The 22,603-nt window shown below is 63.5% G+C and carries 16 protein-coding genes; 15 read left to right on the forward strand and 1 reads right to left on the reverse strand.

Features of this window, described 5'->3' with window-relative positions; genetic code table 11:
* Positions 1–120: 120 nt before the first annotated feature.
* From atpB to OKW38_RS19045, 9 genes are all read left to right on the forward strand, one after another.
* The gene (atpB, locus tag OKW38_RS19005) at positions 121–972 is read left to right on the forward strand and encodes a F0F1 ATP synthase subunit A (protein WP_090802392.1); all 852 of its coding nucleotides are present in this window, start codon (positions 121–123) and stop codon (positions 970–972) included.
* An 82-nt stretch (positions 973–1,054) separates the two neighbouring features.
* Complete coding sequence (atpE, locus tag OKW38_RS19010) at positions 1,055–1,324, forward strand: F0F1 ATP synthase subunit C (protein ID WP_007180033.1); 270 nt, start codon at positions 1,055–1,057, stop codon at positions 1,322–1,324.
* Between the two features lie 136 nt (positions 1,325–1,460).
* A complete protein-coding gene (locus tag OKW38_RS19015) occupies positions 1,461–1,931 on the forward strand; it encodes a F0F1 ATP synthase subunit B (protein WP_090802394.1) in 471 nt (156 codons plus the stop codon).
* 2 nt (positions 1,932–1,933) lie between these two features.
* Complete coding sequence (locus tag OKW38_RS19020) at positions 1,934–2,473, forward strand: F0F1 ATP synthase subunit delta (protein ID WP_090802396.1); 540 nt, start codon at positions 1,934–1,936, stop codon at positions 2,471–2,473.
* Positions 2,474–2,529: 56 nt separating this feature from the next.
* Positions 2,530–4,071 (forward strand): F0F1 ATP synthase subunit alpha, encoded by a 1,542-nt coding sequence (gene atpA, locus OKW38_RS19025; RefSeq protein WP_090802398.1) that lies wholly within the window; start codon positions 2,530–2,532, stop codon positions 4,069–4,071.
* Positions 4,072–4,211: 140 nt separating this feature from the next.
* On the forward strand, positions 4,212–5,099 hold the full coding sequence (gene atpG / locus OKW38_RS19030) for a F0F1 ATP synthase subunit gamma (protein WP_429362673.1): 888 nt from the start codon (positions 4,212–4,214) through the stop codon (positions 5,097–5,099).
* Between the two features lie 101 nt (positions 5,100–5,200).
* The gene (gene atpD, locus OKW38_RS19035; protein ID WP_090802401.1) at positions 5,201–6,595 is read left to right on the forward strand and encodes a F0F1 ATP synthase subunit beta; all 1,395 of its coding nucleotides are present in this window, start codon (positions 5,201–5,203) and stop codon (positions 6,593–6,595) included.
* A 158-nt stretch (positions 6,596–6,753) separates the two neighbouring features.
* On the forward strand, positions 6,754–7,179 hold the full coding sequence (locus OKW38_RS19040) for a F0F1 ATP synthase subunit epsilon (RefSeq protein WP_090802403.1): 426 nt from the start codon (positions 6,754–6,756) through the stop codon (positions 7,177–7,179).
* 234 nt (positions 7,180–7,413) lie between these two features.
* On the forward strand, positions 7,414–9,144 hold the full coding sequence (locus OKW38_RS19045) for an AMP-binding protein (RefSeq protein WP_429362675.1): 1,731 nt from the start codon (positions 7,414–7,416) through the stop codon (positions 9,142–9,144).
* An 815-nt stretch (positions 9,145–9,959) separates the two neighbouring features.
* Here the strand turns inward: OKW38_RS19045 and OKW38_RS19050 are convergent.
* Positions 9,960–10,751, reverse strand: coding sequence for a transporter substrate-binding domain-containing protein (locus tag OKW38_RS19050; RefSeq protein ID WP_184051712.1), 792 nt, complete (start codon positions 10,749–10,751; stop codon positions 9,960–9,962).
* A gap of 294 nt (positions 10,752–11,045) precedes the next feature.
* Here OKW38_RS19050 and hemE point away from each other — a divergent pair, with 294 nt between their 5' ends.
* The 6 genes from hemE to OKW38_RS19080 all read left to right on the forward strand — a co-directional run bounded on the left by hemE (position 11,046) and on the right by OKW38_RS19080 (position 22,513).
* Positions 11,046–12,146, forward strand: a complete 1,101-nt coding sequence (hemE, locus tag OKW38_RS19055) for a uroporphyrinogen decarboxylase (protein ID WP_429362677.1) — start codon at positions 11,046–11,048, stop codon at positions 12,144–12,146.
* A gap of 474 nt (positions 12,147–12,620) precedes the next feature.
* Positions 12,621–14,858 (forward strand): primosomal protein N', encoded by a 2,238-nt coding sequence (locus tag OKW38_RS19060; RefSeq protein ID WP_429362679.1) that lies wholly within the window; start codon positions 12,621–12,623, stop codon positions 14,856–14,858.
* 169 nt (positions 14,859–15,027) lie between these two features.
* The gene (locus OKW38_RS19065) at positions 15,028–16,458 is read left to right on the forward strand and encodes a YeiH family protein (RefSeq protein ID WP_429362681.1); all 1,431 of its coding nucleotides are present in this window, start codon (positions 15,028–15,030) and stop codon (positions 16,456–16,458) included.
* A 109-nt stretch (positions 16,459–16,567) separates the two neighbouring features.
* Positions 16,568–16,741: a hypothetical protein gene (locus tag OKW38_RS19070; protein ID WP_244144777.1), complete on the forward strand. Its 174-nt coding sequence runs from the start codon at positions 16,568–16,570 to the stop codon at positions 16,739–16,741.
* Positions 16,742–17,338: 597 nt separating this feature from the next.
* Entirely contained in the window at positions 17,339–21,277 is a 3,939-nt protein-coding gene (gene putA / locus OKW38_RS19075) for a trifunctional transcriptional regulator/proline dehydrogenase/L-glutamate gamma-semialdehyde dehydrogenase (protein ID WP_429362683.1), read from the forward strand.
* Between the two features lie 87 nt (positions 21,278–21,364).
* A complete protein-coding gene (locus tag OKW38_RS19080; protein ID WP_090802413.1) occupies positions 21,365–22,513 on the forward strand; it encodes a branched-chain amino acid ABC transporter substrate-binding protein in 1,149 nt (382 codons plus the stop codon).
* The last annotated feature ends 90 nt before the right edge of the window (positions 22,514–22,603 follow it).

The following is a 22,603-nucleotide window of genomic DNA, read 5'->3' on the forward strand; positions in this document are numbered from 1 at the left end:
CGCAGCGCCGGCACGGGTGTGCGGGTGAGACAGGGCCCGCACCCGGCGCGTTCCCGCAACACAGTGTTTCGGCGGGAGCGGCCTCGAACGATTTTCGACAATTTGGGTGGCTTTAACGATATGGCAGCTAGCGAAGGCACGCGCGCAATGGATCCGTCCGAGTACATCGCGCACCACTTGCAGAACTTTTCCACCGCACACCAGACGTCGATTTTCGACATCCATGTGTGGAATCTCGACACCCTTTTCTGGTCGATCGTGTGCGGCCTCGTCACGATCTTCGTGCTGCATCTGGCAGCCCGCAAGGCAACGGCCGGCGTGCCGGGTCGCTTCCAATGCGCGATCGAAATGCTTGTCGAAATGGTCGAGGATCAATCGAAGGCCATGATCCACGGCTCGCGCACCTTCATCGCGCCGCTCGCGCTGACCGTGTTCGTCTGGGTCGCGCTAATGAACTCACTCGACTTCATTCCCGTCGACCTGCCGGGCCGTGTGATCGGCTGGCTGGGTCTGTCCGAAGCCATCCCGCACCACCGCATCGTGCCGACCGCCGACCTGAACGGCACGATCGGTATCGCGCTCGGCGTGTTCGTGCTGATGATTTACTACAACTTCAAGATCAAGGGCGTTGGCGGCTTCGTGCATGAACTGCTGTCCGCTCCGTTCGGCGCGCATCCGCTGCTGTGGATCCCGAACCTCGCACTGAACATCATCGAGTTCGTCGCGAAGACGGTCTCGCTCGGCATGCGGTTGTTCGGCAACATGTACGCGGGCGAACTGTTGTTCCTGCTGATTGCCCTGCTCGGCAGCCTCTGGAGCTTCGGCGCGGACACGACGGTGCTTGGCTTCATCGGCCACGTGGTCGCCGGCACAGTGTGGTCAATCTTCCACATCCTGATCGTTCTGCTGCAGGCGTTCATTTTCATGATGCTGACGCTGGTGTACATCGGCCAGGCACACGACACGCACTAACCTGCGCCGTCGGTAAAAGAATCGTAGTTTTTCAAATCCCAGTTCCAACCAGTTCTAAAAGACTTTTCACAAAGGAGTGATCATGCAAGCTTTCATCGCCAACATCCAGGGTCTGACCGCCATCGGTATCGGCATCATCATCGGCCTGGGTGCTATCGGCGCCTGTATCGGTATCGGTCTGATGGGCGGCAAGTACATCGAAGCATGCGCCCGTCAACCGGAACTGATGAACCCGCTGCAAACCAAGATGTTCCTGCTGGCTGGTCTGATCGATGCGGCGTTCCTGATTGGCGTTGGTGTGGCAATGCTGTTTGCGTTCGCGAACCCGCTGCTCTCGAAGCTGGCAGGCTGAGGTTCCTCGGAGGTTTGCGCCTGAGCTATAACAGGTAAAGGCGCAGGGCGGAACGGGTACTGGGGCGCTGATCGAGCAGAATCGATGAGCGCCTTGCCGTTTCACTTTCCGAACTAGCAACGTTTAAGGAAACACCGTGAATCTCAACGCAACCCTGTTTGCGCAAATGGTCGTGTTCCTGATCCTCGCGTGGTTCACGATGAAATTCGTGTGGCCGCCGCTGATCAACGCCATCGACGAGCGCGCGAGGAAGATCGCCGACGGTCTGTCCGCCGCGGAAAAGGGCAAGCAGGAACTCGAAGCCGCTCACAAGCGCGTCGACCAGGAACTGGCTCAGGCTCGCAACGACGGCCAGCAACGCATTGCCGACGCTGAAAAGCGCGCTGTCGCAGTCGCCGACGAAATCAAGGCTCAGGCGCAGGCGGAAGCCGCCCGCATCATCGCGCAGGCGAAGGCCGACGCGGATCAGCAAGTCGTGAAGGCGCGCGAAGCGCTGCGTGGCGAAGTTGCTGCACTCGCTGTGAAGGGCGCTGAACAGATCCTGCAGCGCGAAGTCGACCAGGCGGCTCATGCTGACCTGCTGAATCAACTGAAAGCCGAGCTCTGATCATGGCCGAACTTGCAACCATCGCCCGTCCGTACGCGGAAGCGCTGTTTGGCGTGGCCGAAGCTGGTGACATCGCCGCCTGGTCCACGCTCGTGCAGGAGCTGGCACAGGTTGCGCGTCTGCCCGAAGTGCTGTCGATCGCCTCGAGCCCGAAAGTGAGCCGTGCCCAGGTAAGCGATCTGCTGCTGGCCGCGGTCAAGTCGCCGCTCAAGGACAACGCGCAAGCGAAGAATCTGGTGCAGATGCTGGTGGACAACCATCGCCTGCAGCTGCTGCCGGAAATCGCCTCGCAGTTCGAAGAGTTGAAGAACGCCCGCGAAGGGGCAGCAGATGTGCTGATCGTCAGCGCATTCCCGCTCGAAGGTGCGCAGTTGAACGAACTCGTCGCAAGCCTCGAACGCAAGTTCAAGCGCAAGCTGAAGCCGACGGTCGAAGTCGATCACTCGCTGATCGGCGGCGTACGCGTGACGGTCGGCGACGAAGTGCTCGATACCTCGGTCCGCGCGCGGCTCGCCAGCATGCAAACGGCCCTGACGGCCTGAAGCGCTTCGCGTTTTAGCGGCTGGCACGCAACAGAATTGACTATCAGGAGCGAATAATGCAACTCAATCCCTCTGAGATCAGCGAGCTGATCAAGAGCCGGATCCAGGGCCTTGACGCGAGCGCAGACGTTCGCAACCAAGGCACCGTGATCTCCGTGACCGACGGTATCGTGCGTATCCACGGCCTGTCGGAAGTGATGCAGGGCGAAATGCTCGAATTTCCGGGCAACACCTTCGGTCTCGCGCTGAACCTCGAGCGCGACTCGGTCGGCGCCGTGATTCTGGGTGAATACGAACACATTTCGGAAGGCGACATCGTCAAGACGACGGGCCGCATTCTGGAAGTGCCGGTGGGTCCGGAACTGCTCGGCCGCGTGGTCGACACACTCGGCAACCCGATCGACGGCAAAGGCCCGATCAACGCGAAGAAGACCGATGCAATCGAAAAGATTGCTCCGGGCGTGATCTGGCGTAAGTCGGTTTCGGAACCGGTCCAGACCGGTCTGAAGTCGATCGACGCGATGGTGCCGATCGGCCGTGGCCAGCGTGAGCTGATCATCGGCGACCGCCAGTGCGGCAAGACCGCAGTCGCAGTCGACGCGATCATCAACCAGAAGGGCAAGAACCTCTTCTGTATCTACGTCGCGATCGGCCAGAAGGCTTCGTCGATCATGAACGTGGTGCGCAAGCTGGAAGAAACCGGCGCGCTGGAATACACGATCGTCGTGTCCGCTTCGGCTTCGGAATCGGCTGCGATGCAGTACCTCGCACCGTACGCCGGCTGCACGATGGGCGAATACTTCCGCGACCGCGGTCAGGACGCGCTGATCGTTTATGACGACTTGACCAAGCAGGCTTGGGCATACCGTCAGATCTCGCTGCTGCTGCGCCGCCCGCCGGGCCGTGAAGCTTATCCGGGTGACGTGTTCTATCTGCACTCGCGTCTGCTCGAGCGTGCTGCTCGCGTGTCGGAAGAGTACGTCGAGAAGTTCACCAACGGCGAAGTGAAGGGCAAGAGCGGTTCGCTGACGGCACTGCCGGTCATCGAAACGCAGGCAGGCGACGTGACCGCATTCGTTCCGACGAACGTGATCTCGATTACCGACGGCCAGATCTTTCTTGAAACCGACCTGTTCAACGCAGGTATCCGCCCGGCGATTAACGCTGGCGTGTCGGTGTCGCGTGTGGGTGGCGCGGCTCAGACGAAGGTCGTGAAGAAGCTGTCGGGCGGTATCCGTACCGACCTGGCGCAGTACCGTGAACTCGCTGCGTTCGCGCAGTTCGCATCGGACCTCGACGAAGCGACCCGCAAGCAGCTCGAGCGCGGCCGCCGCGTGACGGAACTGCTGAAGCAGCCGCAGTATCAGCCGCTGCAAGTGTGGGAACTGGCTGTGTCGCTGTTCGCGGCGAACAACGGCTATCTCGACGACCTCGAAGTTGCTCAAGTCCTGCCGTTCGAAAAGGGCTTGCGCGACCACCTGAAGTCGAGCCATGCTGACCTCGTCAAGCGTATCGAAGACACCAAGGAACTCTCGAAGGACGACGAAGGCCTGCTGCACACGGCCGTCAAAGACTTCAAGAAGTCCGGCGCTTATTGATCCGCGAGTGATCCGCAAGGCATAAACGGACCTTGAAGCGGCGCGGGCCGCATGCGAATGCTCCCGCGCTACTTCGGCCGCATTGCATGGGACCCGAGTTAGCGCTAAAGCGCTAACTCGGGCCGACAAAGGAGCAAGCAATGGCTGGAATGAAGGAAATTCGCGGCAAGATCAAGAGCGTGCAAAACACGCGCAAGATCACGAAAGCGATGGAGATGGTGGCCGCATCGAAGATGCGCCGCGCTCAGGAGCGCATGCGCGCTGCTCGCCCGTATGCCGACAAGGTCCGCGATATCGCCGAGCACATGAGCCGTGCGAACCCGGAGTATCGTCACCCGTTCATGGTGTCGAACGAAGGCGCGAAGGCGGCCGGCATCATCCTCGTCACGACTGATAAAGGTCTGTGCGGGGGGATGAACACCAACGTGCTGCGTGCGTCGCTGCAGAAGTTCAAGGAACTGGAAGGCCAGGGCAAGACGATCGAGGCAACCGCGATCGGCAGCAAGGGCCTGGGCTTCCTGAACCGACTGCAGGCGAAAGTCGTGTCGAACGTCGTGCAACTGGGCGATACGCCGCATCTGGAAAAACTGATCGGCGCTGTGAAGGTGCAGCTCGACCTGTACTCGGAAGGGAAGATTTCGGCGGTGTACCTCGCGTACACGCGCTTCGTCAACACGATGAAGCAGGAGCCGGTGATCGAGCAACTGCTGCCATTGTCGGCGGACCAGTTCGAGCGCACGGAAGAAGACGGTACGACGCCGAGCACGCAATGGGACTACATCTACGAGCCGGATGATGCGCAGGCAGTGGTGGACGAACTGCTGGTGCGTTATGTCGAAGCGCTGGTCTATCAGGCCGTCGCGGAAAACATGGCATCGGAGCAGTCGGCCCGCATGGTCGCGATGAAAGCCGCTTCGGACAACGCGAAGACGGTCATCAACGATCTGCAGCTCGTCTACAACAAGAGCCGTCAGGCCGCGATCACGAAAGAACTGTCGGAAATCGTCGGTGGAGCGGCGGCCGTCTGACCCCGGTCAGGCAGGTCGTTGCGTGTGCGCCCGAGCGGCGCGCCCATCGGAGAAACTGCGCCTTTGCGCGAGTGAAGAATTGAGTATCTAAAGGAAAAGCGATGAGTACTACTGCTTTGGTAGAAGGCAAGATCGTACAGTGCATCGGCGCGGTGATCGACGTGGAATTTCCGCGTGAAACCATGCCGAAGATCTACGACGCGCTCATTCTGGAAGGTTCGGAACTGACGCTCGAAGTCCAGCAGCAGCTGGGCGACGGCGTGGTCCGTACCATCTGTCTGGGTGCTTCGGATGGTCTGCGCCGCGGCACGATCGTGAAGAACACGGGCAACCCGATCAGCGTGCCGGTCGGCAAGCCGACCCTCGGCCGTATCATGGACGTGCTTGGCCGTCCGATCGACGAAGCCGGCCCGATCTCGAGCGAAACCACGCGTGCGATCCACCAGAAGGCTCCGGCGTTCGACCAACTGTCGCCGTCGACCGAGCTGCTCGAAACCGGCATCAAGGTTATCGACCTGATCTGCCCGTTCGCGAAGGGCGGTAAGGTGGGTCTGTTCGGTGGCGCCGGCGTGGGCAAGACCGTGAACATGATGGAACTGATCAACAACATCGCGAAGGAACACGGCGGTTACTCCGTGTTCGCCGGTGTGGGCGAGCGTACCCGCGAAGGGAACGACTTCTATCATGAAATGAAGGACTCGAACGTTCTCGACAAGGTCGCGCTGGTGTACGGCCAGATGAACGAGCCGCCGGGCAACCGTCTGCGCGTCGCGCTGACCGGCCTGACGATGGCCGAGCACTTCCGTGACGAAGGCCTCGACGTGCTGTTCTTCGTCGACAACATCTACCGTTTCACGCTGGCCGGTACCGAAGTGTCGGCACTGCTCGGCCGTATGCCGTCGGCAGTGGGCTATCAGCCGACGCTGGCTGAAGAAATGGGTAAGTTGCAAGAGCGTATTACGTCGACCAAGACTGGCTCGATCACGTCGGTGCAGGCCGTGTACGTCCCTGCAGACGACTTGACCGACCCGTCGCCGGCTACGACCTTCGGCCACCTCGACGCAACCGTCGTGCTGTCGCGTGACATCGCTTCGCTCGGTATCTACCCCGCGGTGGACCCACTCGATTCGACCTCGCGTCAGATCGACCCGCACGTGATCGGCGAAGAGCACTACTCGATCACGCGCGGCGTGCAGCAAACGCTGCAGCGCTACAAGGAACTGCGCGACATTATCGCGATTCTGGGCATGGACGAACTCGCGCCGGAAGACAAGCTCGCCGTCGCGCGCGCTCGTAAGATTCAGCGTTTCCTGTCGCAGCCGTTCCACGTCGCTGAAGTGTTCACGGGTTCGCCGGGCAAGTACGTGCCGCTGAAGGAAACGATCCGTGGCTTCAAGATGATCGTCGAAGGCGAGTGCGACCACCTGCCGGAGCAAGCGTTCTACATGGTCGGCACGATCGACGAAGCCTTCGAAAAAGCCAAGAAGATCCAGTAAAGGTCGGGTGTAACGAAGCGGGCGCCGACCTCGCGCATCACGGCTGCCAAAACGGTAGTGTTGCGCAAAGCCAGCGTCTCTGATTACGCTCAACCCGCCTTGCATGGGACGGGAGTCAGCACTCAAGCGCTAACTCTCGTCGACAGGAGTCGACACATATGGCAACCATTAAAGTAGACGTCGTCAGCGCGGAAGAGCAAATCTTTTCGGGCCAGGCGAAGTTCGTCGCGCTGCCAGGCGAAGCGGGTGAACTCGGCATTCTGCCGGGCCACACGCCGCTCATCACGCGGATCCGTCCGGGTGCGGTGCGCATCGAAGTTGAAAACGGCGAAGAAGAGTTTGTGTTCGTCGCCGGCGGCATCCTCGAAGTCCAACCGGGTGCAGTGACGGTTCTCGCCGACACCGCGATCCGCGGCAAGGATCTCGACGAAGCCAAGGCCGAAGACGCACGCAAGCGTGCGGAAGAGGCGCTGCAGAACACGGGCTCGAACCTCGAGTACGCGACCGCACAGGCGGAACTCGCGTACGCGACGGCGCAGCTCGCGGCAATCCAGCGTCTGCGCAAGCTGCGCGGCCAGCACTAAAGCAGCACGTAGTAGAAGAAAGCAGCCTGCGCGGCTGCTTTTTTTTGATAGCTAGTTGACGTTTACGTAAAGGTCGGCAAAATCGACGAGGTTGGAGAAACGGACGGTCGCCGCTCGCCGCGGTCGATGCGACGCGGTGCGGGTAAGACTTGATGCCGGCAGGATACGCGCCGGTGCACAATCGATTTCAAATTCATTTCAATCGAGCGCGCTTGCGCTCACGGAGACAACACCATGGCAACGCATAGCTCGGGAGAAGGTGCGCTCATCGAACCCGCGGATGGACTGTCGTATGTGCGCGGGTCGACTGAAAATCCGTTGAGCGAAGCGACCGTCGGCGAGCTTCTGCGCGACACCGCGGCGCGCTTTCCCGACCGGCCGGCCGTGGTGTTTCGGGAGCAGCGCATCCGCTGGACGTGGAGCGAATTCGCGCAGGAAGTGGATGTGCTTGCGTCCGGGCTGCTTGCACTCGGCATCGCGAAGGGCGATCGCGTCGGCATCTGGTCGCCGAACCGCGTCGAGTGGCTGCTGACGCAGTTCGCGACCGCGCGTATCGGCGCGATCCTCGTCAACATCAATCCTGCCTACCGGCTCGCGGAGCTCGAATACGCGCTGAACAAGGCCGGTTGCAAGGCGATCATCACCGCCGAGCGCTTCAAGACGTCGATGTACCTCGAGATGCTGCAGGAACTCGCGCCCGAATTGGCGACGCAGCCGCCGGGCGAACTGCATGCCGCGCGGCTGCCGGAACTGCGCTACGTGATCCGCATGTGCGACACGGAGACCCCAGGCATGCTGAGCTTTTCCGACGTGATCGAGCGTGGCCGTGCGTCGTTCGACGCCACTCGGCTCGATGCGATCGGCGCGACGCTGTCGTGCCGGGAGCCGATCAACATCCAGTTCACGAGCGGCACGACGGGCAATCCGAAGGGCGCGACGCTGACGCATCGCAACGTCGTGAACAACGCGCGCTATATCGCGATGGCGATGCGGCTCAGCGAGCAGGACGGCCTGTGCATTCCAGTGCCGCTGTACCACTGCTTCGGGATGGTGCTGGCGGTGCTCGCGTGCGTGTCGGTCGGGGCGAACATGGTGTTTCCGGGCGAGGGCTTCGATCCGGCCGCGACACTCACCGCGACCGCGGAGGAAAAATGCACCGCGCTGCACGGCGTCCCGACGATGTTCATCGCAGAACTCGACCATCCGAGCTTCGCCTCGTACGACTTCTCGCGGCTGCGCACCGGCATCATGGCGGGCTCGCCGTGTCCGATCGAGACGATGAAGAAGGTCGTGTCGAAGATGCACCTGAGCGAGATCACGATCGCCTACGGCATGACGGAAACCAGCCCAGTCTCGTTCCAGAGCTCGACGACCGATCCGCTCGACAAGCGTACGACGACAGTCGGGCGCATCCAGCCGCATCTCGAAGTGAAAATCGTCGATCCGCTCGGCAATATCGTGCCGGTCGGCGAAACGGGCGAGCTATGCACGCGCGGCTACTCGGTGATGCTCGGTTACTGGGGGGACGAAGCGAAGACGCACGAGAGTATCGTCGACGGCTGGATGCACACGGGCGACCTGGCGACGCTCGACGCCGAAGGCTATTGCAACATCGTAGGCCGGCTGGAGGACATGCTGATTCGCGGCGGTGAAAACATCTATCCGCGCGAGATCGAGGAGTTTCTGTTCCGTCACCCGAAGATCCAAAGCGTGCAGGTGTTCGGCGTGCCCGATACCAGGTATGGCGAAGAAGTATGCGCGTGGATCGTGCTGCGGACCGGCGAACAGGCGACGGCAGAAGAAATCCAGCAGTTCTGCCAGGGACAGATTGCGCATTACAAGGTGCCGCGATATATCCGCTTCGTCGAAGAACTGCCGATGACCGTGACCGGCAAGGTGCAAAAATTCGTGATGCGCGAACGGATGATCGGCGAGTTGAAACTCAGAGAGGACAAGACGGCGTGACGCCGCCGCAGCACGCTGCGCAGCCAAATATGCCAAATAGGTACGGTAGAACAGGAGTTGCGCGGCGAGGATTCGTCGCGCGCAAACGTTTGAGCAGGCGAAAAAAAAGCGGGCCTGGAGCCCGCTAAAAACCACACGCTACGGGGTTAGCGCGAGGAGACCAAAGATGGGACGGTTATTACGACGCCCCTGCGTCGATGACGGCCCCAGCAGGGATGCCCCTTTACAGGGCTTCGGCAAGCGCCGACCGGCAAGTGCATCGTATCCGCTCACACCACGCACACAGCCACATCCGTGTTGAAACCGTTGAGGGCATTGTGGGCGAATTACCCTATGAACGCGGTAACAAAGTGTTTCAGGTTGTAACGCCCGCCAGATAAGGCGCTGCGGGATTTATTGCCAAAATGAAACCTTTAAAACGTAGTTATTACCGATGACTACGCCGCAATTTAATACGCATGATTGATGCCATTCATGACGTCTGGTGCAGCAGAAATTGGGTCACTCATCAGCATGAAATGGTTGCGTCTGCAGCGTTCGAGCGACGAATTTCCTGCGGAACCAGCGCTGTGACCCTGCCCCGAAATACATCGCAATTCGATGAAAAACCTGTGATGCAATGCAGCAAAGCGAGTCCGCTTGTGCCGCGTATTGGAAAGGGGCGCATCGCTGCACCTTGGACCTGACCCGGACAGTTATACGACCCGACGACGTCGCCCTTCGTTACATCATTGCCGGCACCCAAATCTCCAGGCGCGCGCAGGGCGCCCTCCCAATCAGTCAGCAGCTGACGGCCTCCAACGGACACGGTCGGCTTACTTCAACCACTTGTCCGAGATAGCCTGATACTCGCCGGTTGCTCGAGCGAGATGCAGCCACTGATCGACGTATTGCTGGAACGCGACATCCCCGCGCGGCAGCAACCAGGCCTTCTCGCCGTACTGGAACGGCTTGTCCGGATGCACCGAGCAGAGGCCGGGATTGAGTTTCTGCTGCAGCAGCGTTTCCGACGCATCCGTCACCATCACGTCCGCCTTGCCCGCGAGGATCTGCTTGAAGATCGTTACGTTGTCCGGATAAACGGTCACGTTTGCGTGCGTGAAGTATTGCTTCGCGAACTTCTCGTTGGTGCCCCCCGGATTGACGATCACTCGTGTGGACGGTTGATCGATCTGCGCGACCGTCTGATATTTGTTGACGTCGTCGCAACGGACGATCGGCGTTTTGCCGTCGATCATGTAAGCCTGTGTGAAGAACGCATGCTTCTGGCGCTCGAGCGTCGGCGACACACCGCCAATGCCGATGTCGCACTTTGCGACGAAGTCGTTCATCAGGTTCGACCACGACGTCTTGACGAACTCGACCTTCACGCCGAGCGACTTCGCGAGCGATTCAGCCATGTCGATATCGATGCCCTCGAACTGGCCATCGCCCCTGTAGAACGAATACGGCTTGTAGTCGCCGGTAGTGCAAGCGCGCAGCGTGCCGCGGCTGATGATGTCGTCGAGCCTGGAGGGCGCGGGCGCGGCGTTTTGCGCGCTGGCTACGCCGACGTGCATCAGGACGCCGGCGAGCGCGCCGAGCATTGCGAGTGCTGCCTTCTTCATCGAGTATCCTGGTGGTGTGTAGTGTGCAATTCATTGGTAAAGCTGTTGGATAGTAGCTTGGCAGCGCGGGCTTGAACATCGGCCGTTCAGCCAGGGCGACCCGGGCAGCGGAAGACATCGACCTTGGGCCCGTGCGGGCAGTGGCGGGCGGTAGCTGATCGAGGTGCGTCCGAGCTGCTTCCCGCCCGCTTCCCACGACGCGTCGTCGCCACATTCATTACCCGCGACGCGCGATGTCCGGAGCCGCCTCCGGTAAAATGCTCCTTTGCCCTCAGCTCTTCAGTCGCACGCAACGTGGCCCATCAACTCCTGAACGACACTTTTCTGCGCGCGCTGCTGCGCCAGCCCACCGACTACACGCCGATCTGGCTGATGCGGCAGGCTGGCCGCTATCTGCCGGAATACAACGCCACGCGCGGCCGCGCGGGCAGTTTCCTCGGTCTCGCGAAGAACCCGGCTTTCGCGACGGAAGTCACCTTGCAGCCCCTCGATCGCTATCCGCTCGACGCCGCGATCCTGTTCTCCGACATCCTGACCGTGCCCGACGCGATGGGCCTCGGTCTCGAGTTCGTCAACGGCGAAGGGCCGAGATTTGCCCGTCCGGTGCGCACCGAAGACGACGTCGCGCGCCTGGCGGTGCCCGACATCGACGCGACACTGCGCTACGTGACCGACGCCGTGCGTGAAATCCGCTCGGCGCTGAAGGACGCGCAAGGCCGCCAGCGCGTACCTCTGATCGGCTTCTCAGGCAGCCCGTGGACGCTCGCGTGCTACATGGTGGAAGGAAGCGGCTCGGCGGACTTTCGCACCGTCAAATCGATGCTGTACGCGCGTCCCGATCTGCTGCAGCGGATTCTCGAGGTCAACGCGCGCTCGGTCGCGGCATATCTGAACGCGCAGATCGAAGCCGGCGCGCAAGCGGTGATGATTTTCGACACATGGGGCGGAGCGCTCGCCGATGGCATCTATCAGCGCTTTTCGCTGCGCTACATCGAGCAGGTGGTCAGCCAGCTGAAGCGCGAACACGACGGCGAAAAAGTGCCCGTAATCGCGTTCACGAAGGGGGGCGGCTTATGGCTCGACGACATCGCCGCGAGCGGCGTCGACGCGGTGGGCCTCGACTGGACAGTGAACCTCGGCACGGCGCGCGAACGTGTCGGTGGCAAGGTGGCGCTTCAGGGCAACATCGATCCGTCTGTGCTGTTTGCGCCGCCTGCCGCGATCCGCATGGAAGCGCGCGCGGTGCTCAACAGTTTCGGCAACCATCCCGGCCACGTTTTCAATCTGGGTCACGGCATTTCACAGTTCGCGCCGCCAGAGCATGTTGCTGAACTGGTCGACGAAGTGCATCGTCACAGCCGCGCTATTCGTAGTGGCGCACCTACGCCCGCGTGAGTGTGTAATCATTACCGTTTCTTGTTGCATCGCAGCGAATTGGGCTCTCGCCCTAAGGACCGCGGCTCCGCGAATACGCCGCCAGATGGTGGTCTTACGAAAGTCAAGAGCTGACTTATGCACACTTCGCACGCTGCGGCGCGGCAGAGACTTTAATCGTGCCCCGACCCTTGCACATACTCGGCGCATTTGATCTGAGCCTTGCCGGGCAAGGGTTTGCGGGGCGCGTGATGAAATGTGCGGAATCCCACACAAGGCCGTCGCGGCGCCGTTTGCGGCCCGTCGAAGCGAAGTTCTCAACAAAGTTATCCACAGGGCCGCGAGCCGAGCGCAATTGTTCAGTCGAATCCAAAACTTAGCGGTGAAATTAAGGTTTTACTTTAACTTCTACGGCTTCGCGTCCCATGCGACCCACCCCGCGCCGCGAGTTGGCCTCCTGCCGGCTCATCCTCAGCGCCACGCCGAGTGAACGAAATGTTCGTCCGCGTCGCGCTCGACCATCCGCTGCCGACCCTGTTCGACTACCGCTGCGACATCTCCGGGGCGGCTGTCGTAGGCAGGCTCGTCAGCGTTCCGTTTGGCAAGCGGCACGTGGTGGGGCTCGTTTGCGAAGTGACCGCTCACAGCGACGTGCCGGCCGAGCGCCTGCGTGATGTGGATCAGATCTGCACGGCGTGTCCGCCGGTGTCGGCACATTGGCTCGCGCTCGCCGCATTCGCCGCGGACTACTATCAGCGCGGTCTCGGCGAGGTGGCGCTGCCGGGGCTGCCGCAGGCGCTGCGCGACGCGTCGCGCTGGTCGCGGCTGTTCGCGCCGGAAGAGCGCTATCGGTTGACGGCCGAGGGCCGCACGGTATTGCCTGACGCCTTGCCGGCCCGCGCGACCGCGCTCCGAGCGCTCGCGCAAGCGCTCGCTCGAGCCGACTTCCTCCTCGCTGCCGACGCCCGCGCGCTGCATCCGAAGGCGCGGGCGACACTCGACACATGGCAGACGGCAGGCTGGGTCACGCTCGATGTGATCGACGCCGCCACGGTGCCCGCCGCCGCGTCGCTGCCGAACATGCCCGCGCCTGCCCTGCCAACCCTCACCAACGAACAGGCGAGTGCCGTCGCAGCGATCCGCGACGCCCACGGCTTCGCGCCGTTCCTGCTGCACGGGGTGACGGGCAGCGGCAAGACCGAGGTGTATCTGCGCGCGCTCGCCGCGATTCTGGCCGGCAAGCCCGATGCGCAAGCGCTCGTGCTGGTACCGGAAATCAACCTGACGCCGCAGTTCGAGGCGGCGTTCCGCGCCCGCTTCGCCGCGCTCGACGCCAGCGCGATCGTCACGCTGCATAGCGGCCTCGCCGAAGGCGAGCGCGCCCGCAACTGGTTCGCCGCGCACACCGGCCGCGCGCGCATCGTGCTCGGCACGCGGCTCGCGGTGCTCGCGTCGCTGCCGCGGCTGGCGATCATCGTCGTCGACGAGGAGCACGATCCGGCCTACAAGCAGCAGGAAGGCTTGCGCTATTCGGCGCGCGATCTCGCGATCTATCGGGCGAAGCAACTCGGCGTGCCGGTCGTGCTTGGCTCGGCAACGCCGTCGCTCGAGAGCTGGTGGCAGGCAGATCAGGGCCGCTACGAGCGGCTCACGCTGTCGCGCCGCGCCGTCGCCGAGGCCGCACTGCCGAGCGTGCGTCTCATCGATCTCGAAGACGAGCGCCGGCGCGGGCGGGCATCGATCGAAGGTGTGTCGGGCCCGTTGATCGCCGCGATGAAGGCGCGGCTCGAACGCGGCGAGCAGAGCCTCGTGTTCCTCAACCGCCGTGGCTACGCGCCGCAACTCGCCTGCGACGCGTGCGGCTGGGTGGCCGGTTGTCCGCGCTGCAGCGCCTACGTCGTGCTGCACAAGCCCGAGCGCGCGCTGCGCTGCCATCACTGCGGCTGGGAGTCTCGTATCCCGCGTTCGTGCCCGGAGTGCGGCAACGTCGATATCGCACCGCTCGGGCGCGGCACGCAGCGCGTCGAGGAAACGCTTGCGAGCGCGGTACCGGGCGCCCGTGTGCTGCGTATCGACGCCGACAGCACGCGCCGCAAGGGCAGCGCGCAGGCGTTGTTCTCGGACGTGCACGCGGGCGAGGTCGATATTCTGGTCGGCACGCAGATGATCGCGAAGGGACACGATTTCCAGCGCGTGTCACTGGTTGGCGTGCTGAACGCCGATACCGCGCTGTTTTCGCATGATTTCCGCGCGAGCGAGCGCCTGTTCGCGCAGCTGATGCAGGTGAGCGGCCGCGCGGGCCGCGCCGGTCTGCCGGGCGAAGTGCTGGTGCAGACGCGCTATCCGCGTCACGCGCTGTATCACGCGCTGTGCCGTCATGACTACGTCGGCTTCGCCAATGCGACGCTCGCCGAGCGACGCGACGCGCACCTGCCGCCGTTCGTCTATCAGGCGCTGTTGCGCGCCGAAGGCCGCACGCTCGAAGCGGCGCTCGCGTTTCTGCAGCAGGCCGCCGCCGAACTTGCGCGGATTCCTGCCGCCGGGCGCGTCACCGTCTACGACGCAGTGCCGCTCACGATCGTCAAGGTGATGCACGTGCATCGCGCGCAGCTGCTGATCGAAAGCGCATCGCGCGCGGCGCTGCAGGCTACGCTGCGCGCGTGGCAGCCAATGTTGCGCGCGCTCAGGGGCGTGCTGCGCTGGAACCTCGAAGTCGATCCGCTCGACATCTGACGCCACGGGCCAGATGACGCCCGCCATACTTCTTTGAGTCATATCCATAGAGCGAATGATCGTTTCGCTTTGCGATCCCGCTCGCCTATAGTCGCCAAATCGGCGCATTTTGGGGCTAAACGACAATAACTTCGCGCCGATGCCACTCAACTTTCGCGGGGCATCCGCAATGAGCGACACCCGTCACACCGTGCCGGAGGGCGCCGCGCCGGCTCAGCGGCAAGGTACACAAGACGCGCAAACCGCACGAGGCAGCGGCTTTTCGCTGACCGAAGACTGGCTCGCCGCTGGCGTCGGCCTGCTCGTGATCGTGATCGCGTGGGCGCTGTTCGCGTCGGGCAGCAGCATCAAGTGGCTCGCGGTCGCGCCGGCCAAATGGTCGAGCGTCGCGCAGGCCGCGCAGGACATCGGCAAGCATCTACCCAACTACCTCGCGCTATTCGCGACATTCGCGGTGCTGTTCGGCGCGAGCGTCGGCCTGCTCCGGCAGCGCGTCGGCGCGTTTCTCGCCGCGTTCGTCGTGGTGTTCGTCGCTTCCGCGTTGATTCTGACGCTCGGCGCATGGGTCGACGCGTCCAGGTACAACCTCGAGCCGCCGCTCGTCGCGCTCGCGCTCGGGCTGCTCGTGTCGAACCTGTTCACGCTGCCGGAGTGGCTCGCGGCCGGGCTGCGCGTCGAGTTTTACATCAAGGTCGGTATCGTGTTGCTCGGCGCGACGCTGCCGTTCACGCTGCTCGTGTGGGCCGGTCCGGTCGCGGTCGTCCAGGCGAGCATCGTGTCGTTGGCGACGTTCTTCGTGATCTTTCTCGTTGCGCGAGCATTCGGACTCGATCGACGCTTTGCCGCCGTGCTCGGTGTCGGCGGCGCGGTGTGCGGCGTGTCGGCGGCGATCGCGATTGCCGGTGCGGTACGGGCGAAACGCGAGCAGGCGTCGGTCGCGATCACGCTGGTTGTGCTGTGGGCGATCGTGATGATCTTCGTGCTGCCGTTCGCGTCGCGCTCGCTCGGACTGCCGACGCCCGTCGCCGGCGCCTGGATCGGCACCTCCGAATTCGCCGACGCCGCGGGCATCGCCGCGGCCCAGGCCTACGGCGATTTCGCGCGCCACGCGGGCGGCGCGATCGCCGGCGCGCCGGAAGCGTCGTTGCAGGCCTTCACGCTGATGAAGGTGGTCGGCCGCGACATCTGGATCGGCATCTGGGCGTTCGTGCTCGCAATCGTCGCGACGACGCGCTGGGAAGCGCAGGACAGCGGCGTCGCCGCGCGCGCGAATGCGGGTGAGATCTGGGCGCGTTTCCCGAAGTTCGTGATCGGCTTCGTGGTCGCGTCGGCGTTGGTCACGTGGATCGCGAGCCATTATTCACTCGCCGATTACCGTAAGGTCGTCACGCCGGAGTTCGTCGCGCCGATCACGGTGCTGCGCACGTGGGCCTTCACCTTCTGCTTCCTGAGCATCGGTCTGACGACGCGCTTGCGCTCGCTTGCCGCGACCGGTCTGAAGCCGTTCCTCGCGTTCACGGCGGGCGTGGTGGTCAATATCGCGATCGGTTACGCGCTGTCCGCACACGTGTTCGCGTCGTACTGGAACAGCCTCGGATAACGCCGTGAAGATTCCGATGGATCGTGGCGCCGGCGCTGCGCCACACGTAGGCGCTGTAGAGCGCAACTGCGCGGCGGACGCGCCCTGCTGCGCCGCATGCCGGCATCGCGTGAGCGAACGGGATGCGCTCGAGCAGCGTATCCCAGGGCTTGCCGTGTTCGGTTCAGGGTTCGGCGCGAGCGTCGCCGATAGCCGACTGTGTGGTCTGCATGACCAGTTGGTATCGCCCGGCGATGTCTGTGCGCGGTTCGAGCCGGTTGCGCCGTCGCTCGGGCCGCGCTGATCCAACAGCGATCTTCAGGCGCAACTCCCCGCGCCAATCCAGTCGCGAATCCCCACATTCGCGCGCATCCGGCTTCATGAGCCGTTGCGCGCCTCTCCTGATCTCAGTCGTTCAGCGCGTTTCGCGTATCGCCCGCCGATCCACGCGAGGCCGCGCTCGCACGCTTGCGCTCCTCTTCGCGCCGATTCAAGCCCCGTGTCGCGCCTCGAATGAAAAACACCGCACAGGCCGCGCACAGCGCCCAGATGCCCAGTATTACCAGCCACTTTTCCATTACACCAACCCTCGAGAACCCCGTTTATCTTTTCTGCGTGCCCTGAAACCGACGTTTCGGGCCGTCCGTCTTCGTGCTTCTGTATATCGGCGCGCGAAGTCGTTTGATAAGGCTTATTTCAAAAAGAATCACGCCAGGGAAAGTACCGATCGAAAACACCCCGGTTCGACTGTCGGTCACCGTCCGGAAACCCATGTTCCATAAGGCTTCCGACGGGGTGCAACCAACCTGCCGATTTGGTTGCACCTTTTTATTTGGAGGCGTACGATTCGCCCAACTTTTAGTCTTTCGCCAGGCTCGCGCCCGATATCAGAGAAGGAAACATGGCTAGCACCACCCTTGGCGTCAAGGTCGACGACCTCCTGCGTTCCCGGCTCAAAGATGCCGCCACCCGCCTCGAGCGCACCCCGCACTGGTTGATCAAGCAGGCGATTTTCGCCTACCTCGAAAAGATCGAGCACGGCCAGTTGCCGCCCGAACTGTCAGGCGCGACCGGCACGGCCGATCTCGCCGACGGCGCGGCGGTCGAGAACGAGGAAGACGGCGCGTCCCATCCGTTCCTCGATTTCGCGCAGAACGTGCAACCGCAGTCGGTGCTGCGCGCGGCGATCACCGCCGCGTATCGCCGCCCTGAACCCGAGTGCGTGCCGTTCCTGCTCGGCCAGGCGCGTCTGCCGGCCAACCTCGCCGGCGACGTGCAGGCGATGGCCGGCAAGCTCGTCGAAACGCTGCGCTCGAAGAGCAAGGGCGGCGGCGTCGAAGGGCTGATCCACGAGTTTTCGCTGTCGAGCCAGGAAGGCGTCGCGCTGATGTGCCTCGCCGAGGCGCTGCTGCGCATTCCCGACCGCGCGACCCGCGACGCGCTGATCCGCGACAAGATCAGCAAGGGCGACTGGAAATCGCACGTCGGCCAGGCGCCGTCGCTGTTCGTCAACGCGGCGACCTGGGGCCTGATGATCACCGGCAAGCTGGTGACGACCAATAGCGAGACGAGCCTGTCGTCGGCGCTCACGCGCCTGATCGGCAAGGGCGGCGAGCCGCTGATCCGCAAGGGCGTCGACATGGCGATGCGCCTGATGGGCGAGCAGTTCGTGACCGGCGAGAACATTTCCGAAGCGCTCGCGAACAGCCGCAAGTACGAGGCGCGCGGTTTCCGCTATTCATACGACATGCTCGGCGAAGCGGCCACCACCGAGGCCGACGCGCAGCGCTACTACGCGTCGTACGAGCAGGCGATCCACGCGATCGGCAAGGCCGCGGGCGGCCGCGGCATCTACGAGGGCCCCGGCATCTCGATCAAGCTGTCGGCGCTGCATCCGCGCTACTCGCGCGCGCAGCAGGAACGCACGATGAGCGAGCTGCTGCCGCGCGTGCGTTCGCTCGCGATCCTTGCGCGCCGCTACGACATCGGCCTCAATATCGACGCCGAAGAAGCCGACCGCCTCGAACTCTCGCTCGACCTGCTCGAAGCGCTGTGCTTCGATTCGGAGCTGCAAGGCTGGAACGGCATCGGCTTCGTCGTGCAGGCATATCAGAAGCGCTGCCCGTTCGTGATCGACTACCTGATCGATCTGGCGCGCCGCAGCCGTCACCGTGTCATGGTGCGGCTCGTGAAGGGCGCGTACTGGGATACGGAAATCAAGCGCGCGCAGGTCGACGGCCTCGAAGGCTATCCGGTCTACACGCGCAAGGTCTACACCGACGTGTCGTACCTCGCCTGCGCGAAGAAACTGCTCGGCGCGCCCGATGCCGTCTATCCGCAGTTCGCGACGCACAACGCGCACACGCTGTCGGCGATCTATCAGCTCGCAGGCAACAACTACTACCCCGGCCAGTACGAGTTCCAGTGCCTGCACGGCATGGGCGAGCAGCTCTACGAAGAAGTCACCGGCCGCGACAAGCTGAACCGCCCGTGCCGCGTGTACGCACCGGTCGGTACGCATGAGACGCTGCTCGCGTACCTCGTGCGCCGGCTGCTCGAGAACGGCGCGAACACGTCGTTCGTGAACCGCATCGCCGACGAATCCGTCGCGATCAAGGAGCTGGTCGCCGATCCGGTCGAGGAAGCGTCGAGAATCGTGCCGCTCGGCGCGCCGCACGCGCGCATTCCGCTGCCGCGCAATCTGTATGGCGCGCAACGGCTCAATTCGATGGGCTTCGATCTGTCGAACGAGCATCGGCTCGCGTCGCTGTCGTCGGCGCTGCTCGCGAGCGCGCATCATCCGTGGCGCGCCGCGCCGATGCTCGAAGACAACCAGATCGCCGTCGGCGCCGGGCGCGACGTGCGCAACCCGGCCGACCATCGTGATCTCGTCGGCACGGTCGTCGAAGCGACGGCGGAGCACGTGAGCGCCGCGCTCGGCCATGCGGTGGCCGCCGCGCCGATCTGGCAGGCGACGCCGGTCGAGGCGCGCGCGGATTGCCTCGCGCGCGCGGCGGATCTGCTCGAAGCGCAGATGCATACGCTAATGGGCCTCGTGGTGCGCGAAGCGGGCAAATCGCTCGCCAACGCGGTCGCGGAAATCCGCGAAGCGATCGACTTCCTGCGCTACTACTCGACGCAGATCCGCGACGAGTTTTCGAACGACACGCATCGGCCGCTCGGTCCGGTGGTCTGTATCAGCCCGTGGAATTTCCCGCTGGCGATTTTCATGGGCCAGGTGGCCGCCGCGCTCGCGGCCGGCAACACGGTGCTCGCGAAACCGGCCGAGCAGACGCCGCTGATCGCAGCTCAGGCGGTGCGAATTCTGCGCGAAGCGGGCGTGCCGGCGGGTGCGGTGCAACTGCTGCCGGGCAATGGCGAGACGGTCGGAGCCGCGCTGGTCGCCGATCCGCGCACGCGTGCGGTGATGTTCACCGGCTCGACCGAAGTCGCGCGTCTGATCAACAAGACGCTGTCCGGCCGACTCGATCCGGATGGCAAGCCGATTCCGCTGATCGCCGAAACCGGCGGGCAGAACGCGATGATCGTCGACTCGTCGGCGCTCGCCGAGCAGATCGTCGCCGACGTGCTGCAGTCGTCTTTCGACTCCGCCGGTCAACGGTGTTCGGCGTTGCGCGTTCTTTGTCTGCAGGACGATGTCGCGGACCGCACGCTCGAAATGCTGACGGGCGCGATGCGCGAGCTCGCGCTCGGCAACCCGGATCGGCTGTCGACCGACGTCGGCCCGGTGATCGACCTGGACGCGAAGCGCGGCATCGACGCCCACATCGCGGCGATGCGCGACAAGGGCCGCAAGGTCGAGCAACTGCCGCTGCCGGAGGGCGCGACGCAGGGTACTTTCGTGCCGCCGACGCTGATCGAGCTCGACAGCATCGACGAGCTGAAGCGCGAAGTGTTCGGTCCGGTGCTGCACGTGGTGCGCTATCGCCGCAGCCAGCTCGACAAGCTGCTCGAACAGATTCGCGCGACGGGTTATGGTTTGACGCTCGGCATCCACACGCGCATCGACGAAACGATCGCGCACGTGATCAGCCGCGCGCACGTAGGCAACATCTACGTGAACCGCAACGTGATCGGCGCGGTGGTCGGGGTGCAGCCGTTCGGTGGCGAAGGACTGTCGGGTACGGGGCCGAAGGCCGGCGGTGCGTTATACCTGCAGCGTCTGCTCGCAACGCGTCCGGCTGGTTTGCCGAAGTCGCTCGCGCAGGCGCTGGTGGTCGAAGTACCGCAGGCGGCGCAGGCTGCAGAACAGGGCGACAATCCGGTGGCCGCGCTGACCGCATTGCGCGACTGGCTGATCGCCGAGCGCGAGCCGCAGCTTGCCGCGCGTTGCGACGGCTATCTGTCGCATGTGCCGGCGGGCGCGACCGCGGTACTGTCGGGGCCGACCGGCGAGCGCAATACGTACACACTGGGCCCGCGCGGCACGGTGCTGTGTATCGCGTCGACGGCGAGCGGCGCGCGCGTGCAGTTCGCGGCGGCGCTGGCTACGGGAAATCGTGCGTTGTTCGAGGGCGCGGCCGGTGAACAATTGGTTTCGCAATTGCCGGCGTCGCTGAAGGCCCACGCGAGCGTGAAGAAGAGCGCCGACGTGCCGTTCGACGCCGTGCTGTTCGAAGGCGACAGCGATGAGCTGCTCGCGCTCGTGAAGGAGGTCGCGAAGCGCGCGGGGCCGATCGTGTCGGTGCAGGGCGTCGCGGCCCGTGCGCTCGCGAGCGGCGACGAGGACTACGCGCTCGAGCGTCTGCTCACCGAGCGCTCGGTCAGCGTGAATACCGCGGCGGCAGGCGGCAATGCGAATTTGATGACGATCGGTTGAGCGAACCTCGGCGATTTCTTCAATAGAAAGGAAGCGGCACGGCGACCCCGACACCGCTTCATCCACACCTGGTATCAAGGAGAAGCTATGCAACACAAAATGAAACAGCTGGCAGGCGCAGCTCTGGTTGCCGCCATGTCGCTGGCGGGGACGGCCAACGCTCAATCGACGGAAGACGTGAAGATCGGTTTCGCCGGTCCGATGACGGGCGCACAGGCGCACTATGGCAAGGACTTCCAGAACGGCATCACGCTCGCGGTCGAAGAGTTCAACGCGACGAAGCCGGTGATCGGCGGCAAGCAGGTTCGCATCGTGCTCGACTCGGCCGACGACCAGGCCGACCCGCGCACCGGCACGACGGTCGCGCAGAAGCTCGTGGATGACGGCATCAAGGGCATGCTGGGCCACTTCAACTCGGGCACGACGATTCCGGCCTCGCGCATCTACGCGAACGCGGGCATTCCGCAGATCGCGATGGCGACGGCGCCGGAATACACGCAGCAGGGCTTCAAGACCACCTTCCGCATGATGACGTCCGACACGCAGCAAGGCTCGGTCGCTGGCGCGTTCGCGGTGAAGAACCTCGGCATGAAGAAGATCGCGATCGTCGACGATCGCACCGCTTACGGCCAGGGTCTTGCGGATCAGTTCGAGAAGGCTGCGAAGGCGGCAGGCGCGACGATCGTCGATCGCGAATACACGAACGACAAGGCCGTCGACTTCAAGTCGATCCTGACCAAGCTGAAGTCGTCGAACCCGGATCTGATCTATTACGGCGGCGCGGATTCGCAAGCCGCACCAATGGTCAAGCAGATGAAGCAGCTCGGCGTGAAGGCGCCGCTGATGGGCGGCGAAATGGTCCACACGCCGACCTTCATCAAGCTCGCCGGCGATGCGGCGAACGGCACGGTGGCTTCGCTCGCCGGTCTGCCGCTCGAAGAAATGCCGGGCGGCAAGGCATACGTCGAGAAGTACAAGGCGCGCTTCAACGAAGACGTGCAAACGTACTCGCCGTACGCGTTCGATGGCGCGATGGCGATGTTCACCGCGATGAAGAACGCGAACTCGACCGATCCTGCCAAGTACCTGCCGGTGCTCGCCAAGACGTCGAAGCCGGCCGTGACGTCGGCCAACCTCGCGTACGACGCGCGCGGCGATCTGAAGAACGGCGGTATCACGCTGTACAAGGTCGTCGATGGCAAGTGGACGACGCTGCAAAGCGTGGGCGGCAAGTAAGTTTTTTGCTGACTACGGTTGATAATAGAAAACCCCGCTCTGGCGGGGTTTTTTTATGGGCGGTGCGTTCGACACGCTGTCAGGCCACGT

It is taken from the genome of Paraburkholderia sp. MM5496-R1 (assembly GCF_050436205.1).
In the GTDB taxonomy this organism is placed as follows: domain Bacteria; phylum Pseudomonadota; class Gammaproteobacteria; order Burkholderiales; family Burkholderiaceae; genus Paraburkholderia; species Paraburkholderia tuberum.